Here is a 21786-nt window from a genome sequence, read left to right as displayed (position 1 = left end):
TCGCCACGCGCTACGACAAGGACCCCGACAACTTCCTCGCCAGCGTCAAGCTCGCAGCCCTGCGGGTCTGGCTGCGAACTTAATGAGTCCGCGACCTAGAGCGCTCTCAAGCCGAAGTGGATACCGGTTCGGCGAGAAGAGAGCGCGTCAAAACAAGGACTTGGGGCCGTACCCGACTGCAACGCGGTCGGGCACGGCCCCAGGGCTCAACCATCCATGAGGGCGCCGCTTCGGCGAGGCAAACGGCGACGATGTCCGTCCGGCGGCGCTCGGCTTCAGCCCGTCTCGCATGTCCGCGTCGCAATCGGTGCGAGACAAAGCCCGTCCGCGGAAAAACGGGGCTCGTCACCCGGCTTGCCACGCATCATCCAGTCACGCTTGGCGTGCAGATAGCCGAGCAATCTCGCGAGGTCGGCGGCCTTCTGTTCGAGCCTGGCGACCTGCGTGTCGATGATCTCGACCTCGCGCTCTGCCGACAGCCCGTCACTGAGGAGTTCGCTCGCGATGTCGGCGATCTCCTTGAGCGGCATGCCCAGCGATTGCGCGAAGCGGATCATCAGCGCGGTGGAAACATCCCGCTCGCTGAAAATCTGATAGGGATTGCGACCGCCCCGAGCGCCGGACCGGGGCGACAGCAGACCTTTGCGAACATAGAAGCGCACGGTGTCCTGGCTGAGGCCAGTCCTCTGCGCGAACTCTCCGATCAGCACCGCAATCACCCCTTGACCATGGACCATGGTCCACCCTTATGGGGTCAGGCTCCTCAATTGTGGAGCCGAGTTCATGGCAGACGATCCGAGCCAGTCGCGAACCAAGCGTCTGGCTTTCGTGACGGGAGCGACAGGGCTTCTCGGCAACAATCTGGTGCGCGCACTGATCGCGGACGGCTGGCGGGTGCGGGCGCTGGTGCGCTCCCCGGACAAGGCGCGGCAGCAATTTGCGGGCCTCGACCCGGACCTCGACCTGGACATCGTACGCGGCGACATGCTGGATGTTCCAAGCTTTGCGCCGGCCCTGGCGGGTGTCGACACCGTATTCCATACGGCCGCCTATTTCCGCGATTCCTACAAGGGCGGGCGGCATTGGAAGGCGCTCTACGCAGCCAATGTCGAGGGGACGCGCGATCTGATCGATCACGCTTGGCGCGCCGGCGTGCGGCGCTTCGTCCACACCAGTTCCATCGCCGTTCTGCATGGCGCTCGGAGCGAGGTCATCGACGAGACGATGTTGCGGGACGAGCGCGACGCGGACGACTATTACCGCAGCAAGATCCTGTCGGATCGCGTCGTGCTCGGCTTTCTCGACAGGCATCCGGATTTCTGGGCCACCCTGGTCCTCCCCGGCTGGATGCACGGGCCGGGCGATATCGGGCCGACCTCGGCGGGGCAGACGGTCATCGACGTCGCCCTCGGGCGCCTGCCCGGCGTGCCGCCCGGCTCCTTCTCGGTGGTCGATGCCCGCGATGTCGCTCGAGCAATGATCCTGGCCAACGACAGGGGACGACGCGGCGAGCGCTATCTGGCAGCCGGCCGTCACATGACGATGGCCGATCTTCTGCCATTGATCGCGCACGCGACGGGCGTGCCGGCGCCGAGCCGCCGGATCCCGCTGTGGCTGATGCGCCTGCTCGCCGCCGGTCATGAGGTCTATGCGCGGCTCACGGGACGCCCGGTCCTGCTGAGTTGGGCGATGGTGCGCACGATCGCCACCGAGGACGAGCGCTCGCGCTACGATCCGGCCAAGGGCGAACGCGAACTCGGCCTGCGCTTCCGTCCCGTGGCCGAAACGCTGCACGACGAAGTGGACTGGCTCCGTGCAAACGGCCTCGTTCCGGGGTGAGTGGGATCACCCCGGCTTGGCGGGCACCGGGACCGCTTTCGCGCGGTGTCGTCCCGATGCCCCGTTCGAGCGGGCTCGGCTGATCGGACCACGCCGCGGCGCAACTCCTCGAGCATCTTCCATGATCGTCGGATCACAGAAGATGCTCTATCTCATTGCTTGTGCCGCATTTTCTTTCGCGGAACCGGCAACCATCTCCCCGGATAACGCTCTCGTACGACAGGCGCCCCCGATCTCGGGCTTGCCCGGGATCGGTTCCCCGTTGCCGATCTCGGGCAAGCCCGGGATCGGTCGGGAAGAGGGGGGCATGCTGCCCCAGCCGAAGCCATCAAGCTGGGACCGGTTCCAGGGCCCGGCGTCCGCGCACGCCGCGCCTCACTCCGCCGGCACGCCGTGGTGGGAGGCGGGGGCTACGCCTGCATCGGGCTCGGCCCGCATGCCGGCCTCCACGTCCTTGCGGCGGAACAGGCGCATCACCACCACGAAGAAGACCGGCACGAAGAACACCGCCAGCACGGTGGCCGAGATCATGCCGCCCATCACGCCGGTGCCGATGGCCTGCTGGCTCTTCGAGGCGGCGCCGGTCGCGATGGCGAGCGGCACCACGCCGAAGATGAAGGCGAGCGAGGTCATCACGATCGGGCGGAACCGCAGCGTCGCCGCCTGGATCGTGGCGTTGACGATGTTGGTGCCGGGCTTCCAGAGGTCGCGGGCGAACTCCACGATCAGGATCGCGTTCTTGGCCGAGAGGCCGATGATCGTGATCAGCCCGATCTTGAAGTAGACGTCGTTGGGCATGCCCCGGAGATAGACGGCCGCCACCGAGCCGATCACGCCGAGCGGGATCACCAGCAGCACCGAGAACGGGATCGCCCAGCTCTCGTAGAGCGCCGCGAGGCAGAGGAACACGATCAGCACCGAGAGGGCCAGGAGCAGCGAGGCCTGGGAGCCGGCCTGCTTCTCCTGGAGGGACTGGCCGGTCCAGGTGTAGCCGAAGCCCTTGGGGAGCTGCGTCATCAGCCGCTCCATCTCGTCGATCGCGTCGCCCGAGGTGTAGCCGGCCGCCGGCTCGCCGGTGAAGCGCACCGCCTGGTAGCCGTTGAAGCCGACGATCTGGGCCGGCCCCATGCCCCACTTCACCTCCGCGAAGGAGGAGAGCGGCACCATGGTGCCCTGGCTGTTCTTCACCGCGTAGTTGAGGATGTCGGCGGTGCTCATGCGCTGCAGCTGCTCCGCCTGCACGTAGACGCGCTGCATCTTGCCCCGGTTCGGGAAGTCGTTGGCGTAGACCGAGCCGAGATTGACCTGGATCGTGGCGTTGATGTCCTCGAACTTCACGCCGAGCGCCGCCGCCTTCTCGCGGTCGATGATCAGCTCCGCCTGGGGCGTCGCCGGCAGGCCCTCGATCTTCACCTTCTGCAGGATCGGGCTCGCCTGGGCGAGCTTGAGGAGCTGCGCCTCGGCCGCGGCCAGCGCCGAGTAGCCGCGCTGCGCCCGGTCCTGCAGGCGGAAGGAGAAGCCCGCCGCATTGCCGAGATTGTCCACCGGCGGCGGCTCCTGCGCGTCCACGATCGCGTCGCGGTAGCCGCCGAGCGCCTTGTTGGTGCCCTCGACCAGCGCGGCGGCCGAGTTCTTGGCGTCGCGCTCGCTCCAGGGCTTCAGCGTCACGAAGGCCTGGGAGAGGTTCGGCCCCTGGCCCGAGAACGAGAAGCCGTTGAGCATGGTCACCGTCGCCACGCCCGGCTGCGCCATCAGGTGCTCCTCCACCTTCCGCACCGCGGCCTGCGTCCGGTTGAACGAGGCGCCGGGCGGGGTCTGGATGTCGACCGTGAAGAAGCCCTGGTCCTCCACCGGCAGGAAGCCCTCGGGCAGGCGCAGGAAGGCGAAGGCCGTTCCGGCGACGAGGACGAGGTAGATCACCATCACCCGGCCGGACTTCTTGATGAACCATTGAGTGCCGCGCCCGTAGCGCGCGGTCTCGCGGTCCACGATCCGGTTGAACCAGCCGAAGACGCCGCCCTTGGCGTGGCCGTGGCCCTTCGCGACGGGCTTGAGCAGCGTCGCGCAGAGCGCCGGCGTGAGCGTCAGCGCCAGCAGGGCCGAGAAGGCGATGGAGGTGACCATCGCGATCGAGAACTGCCGGTAGATGATGCCGACCGAGCCGGGGAAGAAGGCCATCGGGATGAACACCGCCACCAGCACCAGCGTGATGCCGATGATGGCGCCCGTGATCTGGTCCATGGCCTTGCGGGTGGCCTCCTTCGGGTGGAGGCCCTCCTCGTTCATGATGCGCTCGACGTTCTCGACCACCACGATGGCATCGTCGACCAGGATGCCGATGGCCAGCACCATGCCGAACATGGTGAGCACGTTGATCGAGAAGCCGGCGAGCAGCATCACCGTGACCGTGCCCATCAGGGCGATCGGCACGACGATGGTCGGGATCAGGGTGTAGCGGATGTTCTGCAGGAACAGGAACATCACCACGAAGACCAGCACCACCGCCTCGACGAGGGTCATCATGACCTTCTTGATCGAGGCCTTCACGGCGGGCGTGATGTCGTAGGGGATGTCCCATTTCAGGCCCGGCGGGAAGAACTGGGCCAGTTCCTCCATCTTGGCGCGGATCGCCTTGGCGGTCTCCAGCGCGTTGCCGTCCGGCGCCAGCGTCACCGAGATGCCGGCCGCCTCGCCGCCGTTGAGCCGCGTCGAGAACTGGTAGGCGTCGCCGCCGAGCTCGATCCGCGCCACGTCGCGCAGGCGCACGTTCGAGCCGTCCGGGTTGGCCCGGAGCACGATCGCCCCGAAATCCTCCACCGTGTTGAGCTGGCCCTTCACGATGATCGGCGCGGTGATGGTCTGCTTGTTCGGGCTCGGCTGCGCGCCGATGGCGCCCGAGGCGATCTGGATGTTCTGGTTGCGGATCGCCTCGGTGACGTCCTCCGGCGTCAGCGAGAGGCCGCGCAGCTTGTCCGGGTCGACCCAGACGCGGAGCGAGCGCTCCGTCGAGTAGAGCGTGGCGCGCCCGACGCCGGGGATGCGGCGGATCTCGTTGATGACGTTGCGGATCAGGAAGTCGCCGAGCCCGATCTCGTCCATCTTCCCGTCGGTCGAGACCAGGGTGATGATGTTGAGGGTCGCGGCGGAGGCCTCCTCCACCAGGATGCCGTTCTGGCGCACCTCCGCCGGCAGGCGGGCCTCCACGCGCTTCAGGCGGTTCTGCACCTCCACCGAGGCGAGCGCCGGGTCGGTGCCCGGCTGGAAGGTCGCGGTGATGTTGATCGAGCCGAACGAGTCGGTGGTCGATTCGAAGCTCAGGATGTTGGCCGCGCCGTTGAGCTCGTCCTCGATGAGACGGGTCGTGCCCGTGTAGAGGCTCTCCACGGAGGCGCCCGGGAAGGCGGTGGAGAGGGCGATCTGGGGCGGCGCGATCACCGGGTACTGCGCCACCGGCAGGAGCGGGATCGAGAGCGCGCCCCCGAGGATGATGAACAGGGCGACGACCCAGGCGAAGACCGGCCGGTCGATGAAGAAGCGTGCCACGTGCTGCGCCTCCTCAGCGGACCTGGGAGGCGGCTTGGCGCTTGGCCTCGCCGTCGCCGGCCTCGTCGGGATCGTGCGGCTTGCCGGTCTCCGATTCGTGCGGGACCGTGCGGTCCATCGGCTTCACCTGGATGCCGGCGGTGATCTTCTGGAAGCCCTCGACGACGACGCGCTCGCCGGCCTTGAGGCCCTCGCGGATCAGCCAGTCCTGGCCGACCACGGGGCCGACCTCGACGGGCTGCAGCATCACCGTGTCGCCCTCCTTCACCACCCAGACCTCGGGCTTGCCGTCGGCGGTGCGCTGGACCGCCTGCTGCGGCACGGCGATGGCGTCGGAATCGATGCCCTGCTTGATCCGGGCGCGGACATACATGCCCGGGAACAGCTCGTCGTTCGGGTTCGGGATCAGCACGCGCAGCGTGACCTGGCCGGTGCTCGGATCGGCGGTGACGTCCGAGAACAGGAGCCGGCCGGCCAGCGGGTAGAGGCTGCCGTCGTCCATGATCAGGTGGACGTTGGCGGCGTCGTTCTCGAGCTTCGAGAGTTCGCCGCTGGCGAGGTCCCGGCGCAGCTTGTTCAATTCGCCGACGGACTGGGTGATGTCCACGTAGATCGGGTCGAGCTGCTGGATCGTGGCGAGCACGCCCGTGGAGCCCTGCTCGATCAGGGTGCCCTCGGTGAGCAGCGCCCGGCCGATACGGCCGGAGATCGGCGCGCGCACGTCGGTCCAGCTCAGGTTGAGCTTGGCCCGGTCGCGCGCCGCCTTGGCGCCGGCCACCTCGGCCTCGGCCTGCTTCTTGGCCGCGTAGGCGGTGTCGTACTGCGCCTGGCTCGCGGTGTTGCGGGCGAGCAGGGTCTCCAGGCGCTCGGCCTGCTGGTTGGCGAGCGCGAGCGCCGCCTCCTGGCGGGCGAGCGTCGCCTCGGCGCTGGCGAGGTCGACCTCGTAGGGGGCGGGGTCGATCTTGTAGAGGACGTCGCCCTCCTTCACCGCCGAGCCCTGCTCGAACAGCCGCTTGATCACGAGCCCGGAGACGCGCGAGCGCACCTCGGCGATCCGGGTCGGCGCGACGCGGCCGGGCAGGTCGCGCAGATAAGGGATCGGCTGCGGCGCCACCGTGATCACGCCGACCTCGGGCGGCGGCGGGGGCACCGGGGCCGCAGCCTGGCGCTGGTTGCAGGCCGACAGGGCGACGAGCGCGGCGCCGATCAGCGTCGCGGCGGGCCACCGGACCGCGCTGCGCAGGCGACGGGCGGGGAGGGGGCGAAGGGTCACGGTCACGGCGCTCCTGGAGACACGCATCACGGATCGGGAGGGCCGGGCGCGACGGGCGCGGCCATCCGGGGGTCTCGGGATCGCGCCCCGATGCGGCCGAGCGGGCTCGGCCGGACCCGCGGCTCGAAGCCTCGCACGGACCTCCCGGTCACCGGGAGGGCGCCCGCCGGCCGGGACGGCGCGGGGGGCGTTTCGCGAGAGGCTTCCGCGCGGGCCGGGCGCGTCGCCGCCATCATAAGCGGGCGGCGCGGTCGGACGCGGCGGTCGACCCGGACGGTATCGGCGACGATGGTGGCAACCCGAAGACGTGAGGCCTTCGGAGCCGTCCGCGATGCCGGCCGGGGCCGCTCAGGCGATCCTGGGCGGGCGCTCGGGCGCGCTGCCCGCGGCAGGGCGGGGCAGGGGGTCGGCGCTGCGGCGGAAGGCGGGGCGCGGCTCCCGGGCGACCGATGCGGCACCCGCGGCCACGAAGCCGCTCCGCTCGCCGGCCGGCTCGTCCACGTCGAGGGTGATCTGGAGGGCGAAGCGCTGGGCCGGGCAGGCGGTGTCGCGCACCTTCGCAGCGGCGCAGGGGCGGTTCGGCCGGATCTCGGCATCGGCGGTGGCCGGCAGCCCGGCGAGCAGCAGCAGCGCCAGCGTCGCGAGCAGCGACAGCAACGCGGCAGGATGCACGGAACGACGGGCGCGGGCCGCCGTGAGGGTCACGGGTCCGAAGGGCACGGCTTGAGAATAGGGGTTCGGCGTGGTGCAGCGCAATCGCCTGCGACATCCTGTCAGGCCCCCTGTCCTGGGGATGACGGAACCATTCCGGGCCGAGGAAAGAAAGTATTTTCCCTTGTCGATCCGCGGCTTCCGGTACGCGCCCAGAAATTCATACTCCCGTCAAGAGGGCTGTTGCGCAGATCCCACAGGCATCGTGCAGGACGCTCGGCGGCGGCGTCCGGGCCCGAAGCCGCCGCAAATGCTGGGCTTGTCGGACGGACGGATCTGACAGGAGACCAGAACCATGACGAAGCGCATCGCCGTGCTCGCCCTGGCGGCCGGGCTCGGCCTCGGCGCGAGCCCGGCCCTGGCCGGCCCCCTCGACAGCGGGCCGCTCGCCGATTTCATGAACATCTTCAGGACGCAGGCGATCCCACGGGAGACCGTGGCCTGGTCGGGGAAGGAGAAGCCCGGCACCATCGTCGTCTCGACGAGCCAGCGCCGGCTCTACTACGTGCTCGGCGGCGGCGCGGCGATCCGCTACGGCGTCGGCGTCGGCCGGCAGGGCTTCTCCTGGTCGGGCGTGAAGACCGTCACCATGAGGAAGGAATGGCCGGCCTGGCGCCCGCCGGCCCAGATGCTCGCCCGCCGCCCCGACCTGCCGCGCTACATGGCCGGCGGCCAGGACAACCCGCTCGGCGCGCGCGCCCTCTATCTCGGCTCCTCGCTCTACCGGATCCACGGCTCGAACGAGCCCGAGACCATGGGCGCGGCCGTGTCCTCGGGCTGCATCCGCATGACCAACAAGGACGTGGTCGACCTCTATGACCGCGTGAAGGTCGGCACCAAGGTGGTCGTCCGGGACTGAGCCCGGGATCGGCGGATGGGACCGGCAAGCGTGGCCGGTCCTATCGTAGGTGAATGTGCATCGGCTCCGGGCCGTGCATGATCGCGCATGATCTTCGTGACCGACGCGTCCGGCCTAGCGACCTTCACGAGCCCGGACTGGACCCGGGTCACGGGCCAGGCCCCGGCCGAGGCGACCGGAGACGGCTGGCTCGCCCGCGTCCACGCGGACGACCGCGAGACGGCGCGCGCCATCCTCGCCGAGGCGACGCGGCTGCGGGTGGAGTTCTCGCTCCGCTACCGGCTGTGCACGGCGGCCGGCGCGCCGATCTGGGTCCATGCGGGGGCGGTGCCCTCCTTCGGGCCGCCGAACACCACCTTCCTCGGCTTCTTCGGCTCGATCAGCGAGACGGAGCCCGATCCGGCCCAGGCGGCCACCGGCGCGGTCGGGCGCTACCAGCCGCCCCCGCCGCCGGACGCGCCCCAGGGCACGGTGCTGGAGCGGGTGGCCGACCATCTCCTCTACGCGCACGCGCTGATCGACGCGGACGGGGCCAAGGAGGTGCTGCCGCCGATCCGCGAGGCGCTGCTGCGGATCGGGCGGGCGCTCGCCCGCACGCAGGACGGCGTGGACGGCAGCCTGAACTGACGGACCCCGCCCGGGCCGATACGGCCGGGCGGAGCCGCGCGGCCCTCACTTCGGCATGAAGGCCCAGTAGTCGAGGTCGAGGATCACGGCCGGGTCGTAGCCCTCGCCCTGCTTGTCCGGATGGGCGCCGCAGGGCTGGTTCTTGGTCGCGACCGTGCGCAGGCGCAGCAGGCCGACATCGTCGCGGCCGATATCGGCCGTGTCGAGCACCTCGCTCCAGGCATAGACGGTGTCGCCGGAGAAGAGCGGCGCCACGTGCCGCCCGGCATTGATGCCGGCAAGCGCGAAGGCGTTGGCGAGCCCGTTGAAGCTGAGCGCGCGCGCCAGCGAGATGACGTGGCCGCCATAGATCAGGCGCCGGCCGAAGCGGGTGTCCTTGGCGGCGTGATTGTCGAAATGCACCTTGGCGGTGTTCTGGAACAGGCGCGTGGCGATCTGGTGCTCGGCCTCCTCCACGGTCATGCCGTCGACATGGTCGATGCGCTCGCCCCGGGCATAGTCGCCGAAGCGGTGCGGGCTCCCGGCGAGGTCGAGATCGTAGGCCGAGACGTCGAGCCGGGGCAGGGCGCCCGCGAGGTCGCGCGGGTCGACGACCCTGGCGAGGCTCGGCACGTGCTCTTCGCCGATCACCGCCTCGGGGTCGCGCTTGCGCACGAGGACCCAGCGGCAATAGCTGAGCACGGTCTCGCCCTTCTCGTCAGAGCCGACCGAGCGCACGTAGACGACGCCCGTCTGCCGGTTCGAGCTCTCCTTGAGGCCGATCACCTCGGAGACGGTGGAGAGGGTCTCGCCCGGATAGACCGGGCGGCGGAAGCCGCCCTCCGCGTAGCCGAGATTGGCCACGGCGTTGAGGGAGATGTCCGGCACGGTCTTGCCGAACACCACGTGGAAGGTGAGCAGGTCGTCGAGCGGGCTCCGCGGAAGCCCCAGCGCCCGGGCGAAGGCGTCCGAGGATTGCACGGCGAAGCGCGGCCCGTAGAGCGCGGTGTAGAGCGCCACGTCGCCGGTGGTGACCGTGCGGGGCGTGGCGTGCCGGATGGTCTCGCCGAGGCGGTAATCCTCGAAGAAGCGGCCGGGATTGGTCTTCATGGGGGGCGTTTCCTCGGGGCCTGTCTCAGCGCGTGTAGACCAGCGTCTGCGGCGGGATGAACTCGTGCAGCAGGCGGCTGACGAAGAGCAAGAGCAGGATGAGGATGATGGGCGAGATGTCCACGCCGCCGAGGTTCGGCAGGAGGTTGCGGATCGGCCGCAGCACCGGCTCGGTGACGCGGTAGAGCACCTCGCCGATCTGGGCGACGATGGGGTTGCGCACGTTGACCACGTTGAAGGCGACCAGCCAGCTCAGCACCGCGCTCGCGATGAGCACGTAGATGAAGAGCTGCACCACCGTGTCGAAAAGCCAGAGGAGGGCGTACATGCGCGGGTTCGGAGTCCTCGAATCGACGCGGGCGCCAGTGCCCGCACGGGCAGCGCATAAAGGCTTGAAACGGGAATTGACAGGCTGAGCCGCGCGAGCCTAAAAGGCCCGCGTCCCCGGACGGGGCTGTAGCTCAGATGGGAGAGCGCCGCAATCGCACTGCGGAGGTCAGGGGTTCGAATCCCCTCAGCTCCACCACCAACTTTCGCTTGAAAATTGGTGTGTGGCATCAAGGACTTGGGGAGTGGTAGCTCCCGGATAAATCCCAATTCCTCCCACGCTGCTGCTTCGCTAAATCCCAGGCGTGGTCCGGTTTTCGACAGGATATCCACGCCACCCCCGCGCGGCGACGGCGGGCAAGCCTCGGTGTGCCTGACCTACGCCGTGCACGTTGGTAGAGGGCGCGCCGGCCGGTGAATGTCGAAGCCTGCACCGGCTTGGCGGGACCGCCGCCGTCCGGACCGGATGCTCCAAGGATTCCGAGCGGCGGGGGCTACAAGGCCGCGCCGAGCCCGATGCGGAGGCGGTACTGCCACGTCAGCGAGAGGCAGACGCCTTCGAGGCTGGCCCAGATGTGGGCCGCATCCACGCCGAGCTGGAACAGGTTGCGCTGGAAGACCGCGCGGGTGTCCCGCGGGATCACGAAGCTATTCTCCGCCATGCCGGGCGGCGTCCACGCCGAGGCCGGATCGGGGTGGGCCGAGAATAGGCCCTTCTGGCTCGCGATGCGGGGCGCCAGGGCGGAGGGCAGCAGGAAGCCGACCTCGGCGATCTCGAAGGGGCCGGGACCCCGCTCGGGGTCGATCATGGAACTGCCGCCAAGCGGGTGCGCGTACACGATGGCGTCCTCGTTCGCGGGCTGGCTGGCAACGGCGAAGAAGCAGGCAATGAGCGGATTGGTCGTCCAGTCGAGCAAGCGGGTCGGGAGACCGTAGTGCTGACCCAGCGCCAACCAGTCCCAATCCGTCGCCCCGGGCATCGCGACGTGCAGCCTGGCCTCGCGCTTGAAATCCTGGAACAGTTGCCGTTCGTGGCGCGGGTCGAACTCGGCGCCCCGGCCGGCGCTGGGCTTGCACTCGAAGGCCTTCGACGCGCAGCCGCGGAACACCCATCGTGAGTTCATGCGTGCCGCCAGGAAGGCGTGGAACGCCTGCCAGCGCTCCTGCGCCGGCCCGCCCTCTCCATCGCCGGACCCCGATGGTCCGGGCGGGGACGGCGTGCGCTCAGGCGCCCGCGGGCGCGCCGGGGCGGGTGGAAACCGTGGCGGCCTCAACGGGTGCCCTCCCGGCCGCCGGTCACCGCAGGCATGCCATACACGTCCGGTAGAGCGCCGTGGCGAGATCGTGCGTCACCTCGCAGCCGCTTCCCGAGAACATCGTCAAATCCCCGCCGGAGGCCGTCTCGGCGAGCAGCACCACCGGCATGCCGTTGGCTTGCGCATAGCCGACGTGAAGGTTCGTCCCGAGGTCGGCGACGTCACCCAGGGCGAGGAGGGCCGAATGGGGCACGCGGGGCCGGGGCGGCCAATTCGCTCGCGTGGGTGAGCGGGGGCCGTCGTCCGCGAACGCCGTCTCCGTCCTGAACCCGAGCGCGTCGAGGTAAGCGGCCGCCTCGTCGAAGAGCCATCTTTGGGCCATGGTCCGGCGCGGTCCGGACAGGTAGACCCGGCAACCCGACGCTGGGCGCCCGGGCACCGCCTCCATCCCTTCGAGCTCCTCCGGCGGAGGCAGCGGCAACCGAGCCCCGTCGTTGAACCACGCCACGCAGCGGGACGCGAGGTCGGCCGCCCCCACGGCGTCGAGGCCACGCTCGCCCCAATAATGCGCGAAGGCCGCGCAGAAGACGTCGCCGGCCCCGATCCTGAACCAGCGGCGGGCGGCGTACGCCGGCACCGGGATGCCGGGGGCGTCGCCCCGGTACACCGTGGCACCGCCGAATGCGTGGCGCGACACGACGAGCGTGGCGCCCTCGCGGGCCATGACGCCGGTCGCGGCGTCGCGCGGGTCCGGGAGCGGCCCGAGCCGGACCAAGTCGGCATCCTGCACCACGTAGGCGAGTTGCTCCGTCGCCCGCGAGCCGGAACGCACGAAGGAGGACGCGGGGTCGGCGGAGCGCGGGTCGTAGACCGCCCGGCCGGCCGTGAGCCGGGCCGTGCCCTCCAGCATGCCGAACCCGAGCACGACGTCGCCGGTGACGGCCAGGTCGGCGTAGCGCCGGCCGGCCTCGGGAACCCAGCTCTTGCGAAGGGGATGCCAATACTCGAATTCGAGCCGCTCCCCGATGGCGACGATGTCCGTCTCGACCTCGAAGGCGGCCATGGTCGCCCGGAGGTCGCCGGCCGACTCGGCGTACGCATACGTGCTCAGGCGAGTGCCCGGGGACAACGCGCTCACCGCCATGGCGGCGCGTGCGCCCGAACCGAACAGGCCGGCCCAGGCGGGGAACGCGCAGCTCTCGAAATATGTGCCGCCGACGACGTTCACGCCTCGGCTCTCGTGACCGTAACGGTGCAGCGCGTCGCGCCGACATCCTCGATGAGGGCCTCGAACCGCACCCCCTGGCCGAGGCAGCCGAGCAGGCTCACGAGGCCGCGGAACGCGGCGAGGGCGCCGACGGTCGCCCCGTCGGTGGTGCGGCAGACTGCGGTGCTGGCGCCCGCGCCGGCCACGAGGTCTACCTCCAACACGTCCCCGGCCTGCAGGCCGCGCGTGGCGTCGCGGCGGACACCGATCAGGTCGACCGTGAAGGTCAGGTCGCACTCGTCGGACCCTGTCCGGACCTGTCCCATGCCGTACGGCATGCGGCGGCGTTTGGGTGGAAGCCCTCCGCCCATTCGTCAGCCCTCCGCCCGCGCCGCGTCCGGTCGGTCCGGGGCCGCGCGGGATGCCTTCGCGTCGGACCGCAGGCCGAACGACCGCAAGGTCTCGCGATGCTTCTCGCATCCGCGGCACCGCCCGCAGGCATATTCCATGACGTGACAGGAGAATGTCGCACCGAGCGCCGAGGCGGGAAGGCCGGACGCCGCGAGAAGGGCCGGCCCGCTCAGGTGGCGTGCGGGCGCCACGACGCGCACCCCACCCTCCTGGAGCCGCATCAGGCGGTCGAGCGTCCGCAGGAACGGGGCGCGTCCGTCGGCGTGGACATCGGTCGCCACCGTTCCGATGAGGATCTCCGACAGGCCTTCCGCGACGAAGCGCATGCCTGCCAGGGTGACCAGGATCTGGTTGCGGTAGGGCCACCATTCGGGGGCACGCGCGAGCGCGGCGGGCTCCCCGCCGGCCAGGGGGCCGAGGCCAAGCGCGGACAGGTCGACCTGAAGCGTTTCGAGCCGCAGCCCGAACTCGGCCGCGATGGACGTCGCGGCAGCCCTTTCGCCCGCCGCCGGCCGCTGGCCGTAATCGACGAACAGGCAGGCGTCCGGCCTCTGCCACCAAGCGAGGGCGGTCGAATCGAGACCGCCGGAAAACAGCAGAACCTTCATCGCAGCGAAGCCCACACAACCCGATAGAGGGCGGAGGCGAAATCGTCGACGACCTCGCAGCCGGTGCCGGCCAGCATGGTCAGGTGATGCTCGTCGAGGCGTTCGGCCAGCACGACCACGGGGATGCCGCGCGCCCGCGCATGTCCAACCTCGAAGATCGAGCCCGGGTCCGCCCCGTCGAGCAGGGCGAGCACGGCTTGGCAGCCGTCGAGCCCCGCGAGGTCGGCGGTGGCGAGGGCGACGGCGCCGCCCCCCGTGCCCACGTCGTGCAACGGCGAGAAGACAGACGCGCCGAGGGCGTGCAGCCGGTCCCGTGCCTCCTCGACGAGCCAGCGTTGGGCGATGTGGAAGAACGGGGCCGCGAGATAGACGCGGCCGGGCTCCCCGCCCACGGGTGCGAGCGCCTGGTCGGCGGGGTCGGCGGGGTCGGAGGCCGCGGGCAGCGGCAGCGAGCGCGTGTCGACGAAATGGTGGACCGCGCGCGACGCCAGGTCGGCCGCCGCCGCGGCGTCCAGACCGCGCTCGCCCCAGTGATGCGCGAAGGCGGCGCTGAAGACGTCGCCCGAGCCGATCTTGAACACACGGGCGGATCGATAAGCGGGCACCGCGACGGGGTCGCGACCAGGCCGGTGGACGGTCGCGCCCGAGCAGCCACGCTTGACCACGACCACGTCGGCCGCGTGCAGGGCGAGAACGGCCTCGCCTGCGGCCGGCCCCTCCTCGCCCGTCGCCCCCTCCGCCTCCCCCTGGTTCAGGACTACGGCCAGGGCCTCGGCCCGGGACCCGTTGGCGCGGAACGGGACAACGTCGTCGCCCTGCGGGTCGTGGACCGCCCGCTCCGAGGACACGACCGCGTCGCCCTCCACGAAGCCGAAACGCAGCACGACCCGCCCCTCGACCGAGAGGGCAGGGTGTCGCGTCGGCGCGGCGGGCCGCAACGTGGCCGGCGAAAGGGCATGGAAGTAGCCGAAGCTGATCTCCTCGGCGATGGGCATTACCGTCGCCGTCACCCCGCAGGCGTGCATCGAGCTCTCGACGTCGCGGGCCCAGCCTGCGAAGGCATAGGTGTGAAGGCTGCTGCCCGGCGAGAGCTGCCCGACCGCCGCGGCGGCACGGCCGCCCGAACCGAACAGCCGCCGCCAGCGCGGGATCTCGCAGATCTCCAGGTAGGAGCCTCCGGCGACGATCAACCCAGCACCGGTGCGATGGCGACGCGACAGAGGAGGCGGCCGACCTGCGTCACGGTCGCCGCGTAGCGGTGGTGGGTGCGCAGGCAACCGAGAAGTTCGTCGAGGCCTTCGACGTTCGCCAGCGTGCCGACCACCTGCCCGGCGGGGCGGGTACGGCACACGGCGGTCTCGAACGCACCCGCCCTGTGCAGCGCGACGTCCAGGACGTCGCCGATGCGCACGACGGCGACGACGTCGGCCCGGACCCCGGTCAGTTCGACGTCGTAACTGAGGTCGCAGGGCGAGCCCGTCGGCGCGTTCCCGCCCTCCGATCCGGCGGTCGAGCCCGGCGCTCCCGGCCCTGCACCGGCCGGCGCGACCAGGCGGCGGCCCGAACTCTTCTTGCTGCCCCCCGACATCCCGCTTGCCCGGCCACTGGTGAAGGAGACCTGATGTCTTATCGGCCTCCGCCGTCGCCGGTCAAACCGGTCCCCGGCCGATGTTGCGCATCGCCCGCCACATGACGGCATCGACCAGCGACGGCTTCGCGTCCAGGGCCACGCAGAACTGCAGGAAGCGCCGTTCGAGCGCCTCGTAATCCCGCGGGAGGCGGATCGGCCGCTCGAACAGGCCGATCAGGAGGCCTGCACGGATGATGTGAATGTCGAGGATGGCGACCTCGTCCGAGCCCAGCCAGTTCCGGGTGACCCACGAGGCGGTCTTCGGACCGACGCCGGGCAGGCGCATCAGGTGGCGTCGGAAGGCCAGGGCGTCGCTCGACGGCGGAGGATCGGTCTCGATGAGCGTCAGCGCGTCGGCGAGCCTGCCCGCCCTCTGCTTCGGGAAGCGGTAGCGCACCGACCTTTCGCCGATGCGGACCGGCCTGCGCAGGAGGGCCTCGATCTCATCGGCCCCGGGACGACGGCCAGGCTCGAAGATCCCATCCGCGGCGAGCGCGCGATGGACCGCGTGGTTGACTTCGGCCGTGATGCCGTAGCCCCCGAGCAGACAGAAGCCGATCTCGTGGGCCAGGCTGACCTCCCGCCCCACGAACCCGTCGACCGGCTCGCTGGCCCGACCGACCATGAAAGCCCAGAACGCGGCACTCGGCACCCATTCCGGGCGCCCCCACCGCACCCCCGGCATCAATTCGGCCTCGGGGTCCGCGGGAATCGCCGCGACCGACCGCGGCCTTCCGGATGTCTGAGCCTGCATCCTGCGCGCCTTGATTATTCGTTTCAATTCGATTTTATTGACTTCATGAGCGGAAGCAAGCGGGCGGCTGACGGCGGGGATGCGCATGCGCTGGCGATTGCCCTCGGTCGCGCGCGTCGAGAGCGCGGGCTTACGCAGGCTGCCCTTGCCAAGATCCTCGGCGCGAGCCAGGCGACCGTATCGAAGCTGTTGGCTGGGCAACATGAGCCTAGACCCGGGCTGCATCTCGCCGCGGTTCGGTTCATCGGTGCGCACCCGTCGGAGGATCCCGCGGCTTCCTCGGACCTGACGCGGCGCGTGGAGGCGGCTGCAGGGCAGTCGGTCGCGTTCCGAGCGCTCCTGGAGGCCGCGGTGGCACTGTTGAATGAAAACGAATAGCGGCACCGGGCGGTGCGGCAAGGTCGGGACCGTCGTTCTCGACGTCGGATGGAACGTGCCCCGGGAGCAGGCCGAGGTGGCGCGCCAGGGCGGCGGGACCCGGCGCCTCGATGACGAGCGCGGGTGCCGCCTGCCCCAGGGCCTGGTCGCTCAAACGAATGCATCCACGGCGGGCAGGCCCCGGCATGATCGCGGCGCCCGGGCGCCGGCGGCATGCGGCCCCTTCGGCGTGGGATGACAATGGTCCGGCGTGCGGTTACGGCGTCGGCCGAGGTGTTTGCCGACTTCGAACGGATCGGCTTGCCCTCGGCCTGCCCGACGCGACGTCGCCCGGGCTACGCCATCGCCTTCCCATCGGCAGGAGCATTTGTCTCGGGGTGCCCCACGCCTTTCGCATGTTCAAGGCCATGACGGATCTCGGCTTCGCCCAGGGCGAGGCGCTCGCCGTCGGTGGATTGATGGAGATTTCCCGGCATCCCGATACCCGCTTCAACGGCGAGGCTTGCCTCGACCGGCTGTGCGAGGGAGGCTTCGCCGAAGAGGCCGCGGAAGCCGTGGCCAGCGCGTTGCGCCACTGCTTCCTGTCGGAGAAGGCCACCGCGCAGTATGAGCGGACCAAGCTGAAGACGGCGCTGGTTCGCGGCGGCATCGCCGCCGCGAAGGCGGACGCGTTCCTGGCGACGCTGGAAGGTTCGGTCGTCACGCGCCGCACGGCCGAGGTCAGGCGGCCGGTTCCGCACGCTCCGAGCCCCGGCCGGGTCGTGATGTGCGATTTCACCTACCTCGTGAAGCCGGAGATGCAGAAGGAGCGGCGGGCGATCGTCGTGTCCTCGCGCTCGGCCGGCGCCGCCGGGCGCTGCACGGTGGTGCCGGTGAGCAAGAGCCCGCCCCGGGAGAACAACACCCACCATTTCCGGTTCGAGCCGGGCACGTACCCCTTCTTCCACCAGACCGACCCGGTTTGGGCCGTCTGCGACCACATCTACACCGTTTCCCTGGTCCGGCTGTGGCAGGTCAACGTGAACCGCCGCCCGGCGCAGCCGTCCATCTCGCCCGCCGAGCTCGCCGGCATCCGAGCGCTCCTCGGAACCGTGCTGGGCCTCGATCATTGACCCGGCGAGGCGGATATGCGATATCCCTCTCACTCGCTGGAGGCGGGCTACACCGTCTTTTCAGCTGACCGAAGATGCTCGCCATCGGAGGTCGGGGTTTGCCTGCGGGTATTCCCCTCAAACGAAAGCCCCGCTCAGGCGGGGCTTTTTCGTTGGCGGCATGCGCTTCGAACGCACAACGACCGCCGTACACCCACGCTGCACTCCCTCTTGGCACACGTCACGGCACGAGAGGCGAGAGCTTAAGCCTGGCGAGGGCCGGCCCTGCATCCGGGCGTCGGCGCCCTCGGCCGACGCGGGCTATGGCCGATCCGAGGCGGCAGCCTGGCAGAACCGAACGAGGTCTGCAGGATCGACATCGTCGGACACGGCCCAGAACCAATCCAACAACTCGGGCAGCCACTGGCGACCGATGCAGCAGCGCGTGCGCCCGGGCCGGCTCAGGTCGAGGCGCGACAGGGTGCCGGCCATGACCAAGCGCCGCTCTCGATGGACCAGGACGTGAAGTTCGGCACCGCTGCACGCGATCCGAACTTGGGTCTCCGGCGTGCCGACGACGAGGGCGATCTCATCGCCGCGCATCGAGTCCTTCGCTCCAAGGGAAGCGGTGCACTCGGCGAGGAACCGAACGAGCTTCCGGCCCGTGAGGCGGACTTGGCGCGCCGGGAACCGTGCGACGAAGGGTGAGCGCTCGGAATGCGACCGGCGCGGCGGTCCGAAGTTCCGCGTCGAGGTCTCGCCGGCGAACGCGCGCCATGGCGCAGCCAGTGCCTCCAGCACGGACAACCACTCTCCAACGAGGCAGTACCCGGTCGGCGGCGCCCCATCCCTTGCGGTCAAGGAGGCAACGAGCGTTCCCCGCACGATCAGGCGAAAGGCCCGCGCGCCCGCCGCGGTGACCAAGCCGCGGATGACCATGCCGGGAGCGATCTCGTGCTCGCTCATGGTTCCGTCGGCGGCCCGGCTGCGCGGCGGCGTCACGACCGAGAGCAGGGCGACGAGAGACAGGACGTGCAGGCGACGCGCGTCGCCGAACGAGGTGGTCATGTGCGCTCCGAGTCCATGTTTGCGTTGGATGGTCGAACGGTCGGTTGGCCGCGGACTTGCCGGGTCTCGATCTCCGCCAGCGCCCTGCCTTCCTGCGCAGGGAGCCGATCTGCGAGGCGATGGATTCGCCTTGCCATGGGCGGGCGATCAGTCCCGACCCGGCCCGGCGGGACCGGACCTGCCTTTGCTGCGGGGCTTCTTCGCCGACGGGCTGTAATGCGTCCCGTCGAAGTCGACCCAACCGGCCTTGCGAAGCCGCCGCATCGCGGCCAGGAGGGAATTGTCGCGCGCCTCGGTCCGCTCGCCCCCGTCCCAGTCCCTCAGCTGTCCGAGCAGCTCCCGGGATGTCAGGGGCATGCCTGCGCGCTTGAGGAGATCGTACGCAGCGGCGCTCACCCCCTTGAGCGGGCGGGGGGACCTCTTGGGCCGAGGACCGGCTTGCGGTGCCGCGACCTCCTTGGCGCTTTGCGGCACCCGCTGCGCAGGCTCCGGGGATGGAGGCGGCGTGACAGCCTCGGCACCGCGCCCGATGGGCGCCGATGCCAGCCAGTTCGCCAAGGCAGGGGGCACGACCGCCGTTCCGGACAGGAAGGCGTCGGTGACGACGCGCTTGAGCACGGGCTCCGCGTGGAGCCGCCAGTATTCCTCAGCCCGCTCCGCCGCCCAATCCGAGTCGCCCATGGTGCCGTACCTCCGTTGCGCCACACTAACCTCCGACGGTTACACGTCCACATGGATATCTAAGCGGAGTTCGAGGCGACGCGATTTATCCACAGAGAGTTTCGCGTCACGGCGGAGGGATGGCCACGGCGGATTGCAGAGATCCTGGTGGACGTGGGTCGGCCGTCGACGTGGGGAAGGCGACAACGTACCCGACCGCTCCCGCGCTCGGCGACGGAGCAGGCGCCCAGGTCGCGGAGCAAGTCGCCGCCTGGGCGGCGGCGGTGAAGGGGCAAGGCGTCTTTCCAGCCGGACCTCGTCCTGGTCTGGGCGACCCGAAGCAGCTTCGGACGCGGCCTTGCCTTGACCGCTCAGTAGCGAGCTGAATCCATTGGCTCACCGTACGCAGTCCCATGGTCCGCGATGTTCCGCCCGTCCTCGATCTTCTTCGCAAGCCGCAAGGTGCACGCCCTGCGCGCGCAACTCGCCAATGTCCGGCAGCCTATCGCCGAGGCGACCGCTCGACAGGTCGTCGCGTTGGCGTGGGGGTGGCAGTCCTGGAGCGAGTTGCTTTCGGCGCTTGAGACGCCCGGCACGCCCACGCCGCTCGACGAGGAACTCGTCGGCCCGGATGCCCGGGCCGGGGCCATGAGCCTCATCAACAAGCGTATCGTGGGACAGCGCAGCAAGAGTTCCAGCTGCGCTCTCCAGACCGTCGTCGGCCTGCCGCCGCCAGTTTGCCTATCGCTGAGCGCCTTCCTGCGCCTGACCGGACGTCATCCCGTCGGCACTTGGCTGACACCTGAAGCATACCGTGAATTGTACGAGGCATCCGTCGCGCCGAGGCCGGATTGGGCCCTGGATCTCCTGGACCATAAGCGACGGTCGCGGGAGGTGCCGCAGCGGTTTCCACTTCCGCCGGATCGACCACGCTGATCGAAGGACTCCGACGTACAGGTCACGTCGCCCGGGGGGGAGCAGCGGTTTCGGGCGGATCGGTCACGACTTGGATCAGGTGACCGGGCCATCGCCAGCCTTCCCCGAGCCGTGGATCGTGGCAAGCTGCCGAGATGGCCGGCCGGTCTGCCGGGTTCCGCTCGCGACCGACGTACGGGCATGGCTCAAGCGCTGCTATGCCGGTCTCGACGCCTCGCTGGCTTGGGACCTGCGCAGCCGTCGTCGACGAGGACGACGGCGTCGTCAGAGAAGCCAATGTCGGGCGTACCACGGCGGCGGCGCTGGGGGGGCTCGGCCTGCCTCTGATCGGCAGTTGACACGAGACGGGCGCTAGTGGGCTAAGACCGACGTCGCAGTGTTCCACGTCGTGTGCATGGACGTGCATGGCGCCCGCGGGGCGATGGCCCACGAGACCGCCCGCGATGGAGTTCGGGATCACCCAGATGCTGCGCACTGGCTGGTTTCTGCAAGTGCATGGCGCGGCGCGCCGGACAATGGAACTGCGACCCCTACTGGACAGATGCAAGACGCCGGTGCTGGCGAACGGCGACGTGGAAAATGGGATCTGAGGCTCGTTGCGGCCGTTTGGGATCAAGCTTGGCACTGTCAAGCGTCATACATCCTGAGAGCCGGTGCGAGGACTGACGGTCGATCTGCCGTGCGGGGCCGCCGTCCTCGACCTGCCGTTACGGACGCCTGCGGCGATGCTGTAATGCCTCGACCGCTCCAGCCGTCTCAACCGCATGGTGCCGAAACTCGCCCGCGCGCGGTCTGCCGTCGCGTGGTGACCGCGCCCGGCCTCGGAACGATGGTCGGCCGAACGGGTGACGGCTTCCGAGACAGGATGTCACGCCGAGGCAGCGCCTCCGGAGGAGCGGGGCTGTGGCCACGGCGAGCTCATCGTCGCCTTCCGTCGAATTATGCACGGCCTTCCGTCCTGGCCGCCCAATTCACACCGCCGCCGCGGAGCAGACTGCAGTAGTGACGGGTAGGTCGCATGCGCCGCGCGGACCTGTTAAACGCTTCCGTCGGCACGGTGGAAGCGTTCTCGACCAAACGGCATCAGTTTAGAACCTTTCCATTTTGCCGCTCGAAGAATTCGGGTGCAACGACGTCGCGGGGTCCAGATTGCATCATGAGAATACTTGCCGTCGAGGATGACGCATCGACGCTAGCCTTCCTGATGCCAGGCCTTGAGCATGCGGGACATGATGTCGTGCCGGCGCACGCCGGCCTCGACGGGTTGAGGCTGGCCGTTGCGGACATGTATGACGCACTCGTCATCGACCGGATGCTGCCGGCCCCCGATGGCCTCTCGCTCGTCCGGCGCTCGCGGGCGCAGGCCGTTCAGACGCCGATCCCTGTTCCTGACCACGATGGCGGGCGTCAGCGACCGCGTCGACGGCCTGGAGGCAGGGGGCGACGACTACCTGGTGAAACCCTTTGCCTTCGCGGAATTGCTCGCGCGCGTTCATGCCCTTGGGCGCCGCCCGCCTAT

Annotated in this window: 22 protein-coding genes, 1 tRNA gene and 1 pseudogene; 9 read left to right on the top strand and 15 right to left on the bottom strand. The window is 69.9% G+C overall.

The features are described from left to right. Positions 1-83: pseudogene (locus MTDSW087_RS25085) on the top strand (IS5/IS1182 family transposase); the annotation flags it as partial. A gap of 192 nt (positions 84-275) precedes the next feature. Here the strand turns inward: MTDSW087_RS25085 and MTDSW087_RS25080 are convergent. After that, positions 276-737, bottom strand: a complete 462-nt coding sequence (locus MTDSW087_RS25080; RefSeq protein ID WP_210248310.1) for a MerR family transcriptional regulator — start codon at positions 735-737, stop codon at positions 276-278. 46 nt (positions 738-783) lie between these two features. On the opposite strand from MTDSW087_RS25080, the gene MTDSW087_RS25075 reads away from it, so the two are divergent. Next, the gene (locus tag MTDSW087_RS25075; RefSeq protein ID WP_144767754.1) at positions 784-1839 is read left to right on the top strand and encodes an SDR family oxidoreductase; all 1056 of its coding nucleotides are present in this window, start codon (positions 784-786) and stop codon (positions 1837-1839) included. A 375-nt stretch (positions 1840-2214) separates the two neighbouring features. On the opposite strand, the gene MTDSW087_RS25070 is transcribed toward MTDSW087_RS25075, so the two are convergent. The 3 genes from MTDSW087_RS25070 to MTDSW087_RS25060 form a co-directional block, all read right to left on the bottom strand. After that, entirely contained in the window at positions 2215-5382 is a 3168-nt protein-coding gene (locus MTDSW087_RS25070; RefSeq protein ID WP_144767752.1) for a multidrug efflux RND transporter permease subunit, read from the bottom strand. A 13-nt stretch (positions 5383-5395) separates the two neighbouring features. Continuing rightward, positions 5396-6625 carry an efflux RND transporter periplasmic adaptor subunit gene (locus tag MTDSW087_RS25065; RefSeq protein WP_238179506.1) on the bottom strand — a complete coding sequence of 410 codons (1230 nt, stop codon included), beginning with the start codon at positions 6623-6625 and terminating at the stop codon, positions 5396-5398. A 378-nt stretch (positions 6626-7003) separates the two neighbouring features. Next, positions 7004-7360 (bottom strand): hypothetical protein, encoded by a 357-nt coding sequence (locus tag MTDSW087_RS25060; RefSeq protein ID WP_144767748.1) that lies wholly within the window; start codon positions 7358-7360, stop codon positions 7004-7006. 301 nt (positions 7361-7661) lie between these two features. Here MTDSW087_RS25060 and MTDSW087_RS25055 point away from each other — a divergent pair, with 301 nt between their 5' ends. Continuing rightward, the gene (locus tag MTDSW087_RS25055) at positions 7662-8225 is read left to right on the top strand and encodes a L,D-transpeptidase (protein ID WP_144767746.1); all 564 of its coding nucleotides are present in this window, start codon (positions 7662-7664) and stop codon (positions 8223-8225) included. Between the two features lie 87 nt (positions 8226-8312). After that, a complete protein-coding gene (locus MTDSW087_RS25050; protein ID WP_144767744.1) occupies positions 8313-8852 on the top strand; it encodes a PAS domain-containing protein in 540 nt (179 codons plus the stop codon). A gap of 45 nt (positions 8853-8897) precedes the next feature. On the opposite strand, the gene MTDSW087_RS25045 is transcribed toward MTDSW087_RS25050, so the two are convergent. Together MTDSW087_RS25045 and MTDSW087_RS25040 are read right to left on the bottom strand one after the other, a co-directional pair. Further along, positions 8898-9941: a MaoC family dehydratase gene (locus tag MTDSW087_RS25045; RefSeq protein ID WP_144767742.1), complete on the bottom strand. Its 1044-nt coding sequence runs from the start codon at positions 9939-9941 to the stop codon at positions 8898-8900. A gap of 25 nt (positions 9942-9966) precedes the next feature. Next, a complete protein-coding gene (locus tag MTDSW087_RS25040) occupies positions 9967-10269 on the bottom strand; it encodes a YggT family protein (RefSeq protein ID WP_144767740.1) in 303 nt (100 codons plus the stop codon). 122 nt (positions 10270-10391) lie between these two features. On the opposite strand from MTDSW087_RS25040, the gene MTDSW087_RS25035 reads away from it, so the two are divergent. Then, positions 10392-10467, top strand: a tRNA-Ala gene (locus tag MTDSW087_RS25035). Positions 10468-10762: 295 nt separating this feature from the next. Here MTDSW087_RS25035 and MTDSW087_RS25030 read toward each other — a convergent pair. The 7 genes from MTDSW087_RS25030 to MTDSW087_RS31505 all read right to left on the bottom strand — a co-directional run bounded on the left by MTDSW087_RS25030 (position 10763) and on the right by MTDSW087_RS31505 (position 16005). After that, complete coding sequence (locus tag MTDSW087_RS25030; RefSeq protein ID WP_144767738.1) at positions 10763-11392, bottom strand: FRG domain-containing protein; 630 nt, start codon at positions 11390-11392, stop codon at positions 10763-10765. Between the two features lie 172 nt (positions 11393-11564). Continuing rightward, positions 11565-12752, bottom strand: coding sequence for a carbohydrate kinase family protein (locus MTDSW087_RS25025; RefSeq protein ID WP_144767736.1), 1188 nt, complete (start codon positions 12750-12752; stop codon positions 11565-11567). Continuing rightward, positions 12749-13057: a hypothetical protein gene (locus MTDSW087_RS25020; RefSeq protein WP_244948403.1), complete on the bottom strand. Its 309-nt coding sequence runs from the start codon at positions 13055-13057 to the stop codon at positions 12749-12751. Before MTDSW087_RS25020 ends, MTDSW087_RS25025 begins: the two co-directional genes overlap by 4 nt. Positions 13058-13105: 48 nt before the next feature. Continuing rightward, entirely contained in the window at positions 13106-13750 is a 645-nt protein-coding gene (locus MTDSW087_RS25015) for a 7-cyano-7-deazaguanine synthase (RefSeq protein WP_144767731.1), read from the bottom strand. Further along, entirely contained in the window at positions 13747-14940 is a 1194-nt protein-coding gene (locus MTDSW087_RS25010) for a nucleoside 2-deoxyribosyltransferase (protein ID WP_144767727.1), read from the bottom strand. Before MTDSW087_RS25010 ends, MTDSW087_RS25015 begins: the two co-directional genes overlap by 4 nt. Beyond that, entirely contained in the window at positions 14937-15338 is a 402-nt protein-coding gene (locus MTDSW087_RS25005; protein WP_096486562.1) for a hypothetical protein, read from the bottom strand. Before MTDSW087_RS25005 ends, MTDSW087_RS25010 begins: the two co-directional genes overlap by 4 nt. Positions 15339-15399: 61 nt before the next feature. Continuing rightward, positions 15400-16005 carry an 8-oxoguanine DNA glycosylase gene (locus MTDSW087_RS31505; protein ID WP_017484367.1) on the bottom strand — a complete coding sequence of 202 codons (606 nt, stop codon included), beginning with the start codon at positions 16003-16005 and terminating at the stop codon, positions 15400-15402. Positions 16006-16179: 174 nt separating this feature from the next. Here MTDSW087_RS31505 and MTDSW087_RS31500 point away from each other — a divergent pair, with 174 nt between their 5' ends. Then, a complete protein-coding gene (locus MTDSW087_RS31500) occupies positions 16180-16512 on the top strand; it encodes a helix-turn-helix domain-containing protein (RefSeq protein WP_144767724.1) in 333 nt (110 codons plus the stop codon). A 185-nt stretch (positions 16513-16697) separates the two neighbouring features. Beyond that, positions 16698-17624, top strand: coding sequence for a type II toxin-antitoxin system PemK/MazF family toxin (locus tag MTDSW087_RS24990; RefSeq protein ID WP_238179503.1), 927 nt, complete (start codon positions 16698-16700; stop codon positions 17622-17624). A 300-nt stretch (positions 17625-17924) separates the two neighbouring features. On the opposite strand, the gene MTDSW087_RS24985 is transcribed toward MTDSW087_RS24990, so the two are convergent. Beyond that, on the bottom strand, positions 17925-18671 hold the full coding sequence (locus MTDSW087_RS24985; RefSeq protein ID WP_144767721.1) for a hypothetical protein: 747 nt from the start codon (positions 18669-18671) through the stop codon (positions 17925-17927). Positions 18672-18818: 147 nt separating this feature from the next. Continuing rightward, positions 18819-19352 carry a hypothetical protein gene (locus tag MTDSW087_RS24980; protein ID WP_144767719.1) on the bottom strand — a complete coding sequence of 178 codons (534 nt, stop codon included), beginning with the start codon at positions 19350-19352 and terminating at the stop codon, positions 18819-18821. A 402-nt stretch (positions 19353-19754) separates the two neighbouring features. Here MTDSW087_RS24980 and MTDSW087_RS24975 point away from each other — a divergent pair, with 402 nt between their 5' ends. Both MTDSW087_RS24975 and MTDSW087_RS30445 read left to right on the top strand, forming a co-directional pair. Further along, positions 19755-20267, top strand: coding sequence for a hypothetical protein (locus MTDSW087_RS24975; protein ID WP_144767716.1), 513 nt, complete (start codon positions 19755-19757; stop codon positions 20265-20267). 443 nt (positions 20268-20710) lie between these two features. Next, a complete protein-coding gene (locus MTDSW087_RS30445; protein ID WP_186383993.1) occupies positions 20711-20857 on the top strand; it encodes a hypothetical protein in 147 nt (48 codons plus the stop codon). The last annotated feature ends 929 nt before the right edge of the window (positions 20858-21786 follow it).

This window comes from Methylobacterium dankookense (genome assembly GCF_902141855.1).
In the GTDB taxonomy this organism is placed as follows: Bacteria; Pseudomonadota; Alphaproteobacteria; order Rhizobiales; family Beijerinckiaceae; genus Methylobacterium; species Methylobacterium dankookense.
The sequence above is the reverse complement of the archived record's forward strand: the minus strand, read 5'-3'. Positions and strand labels throughout refer to the sequence as shown.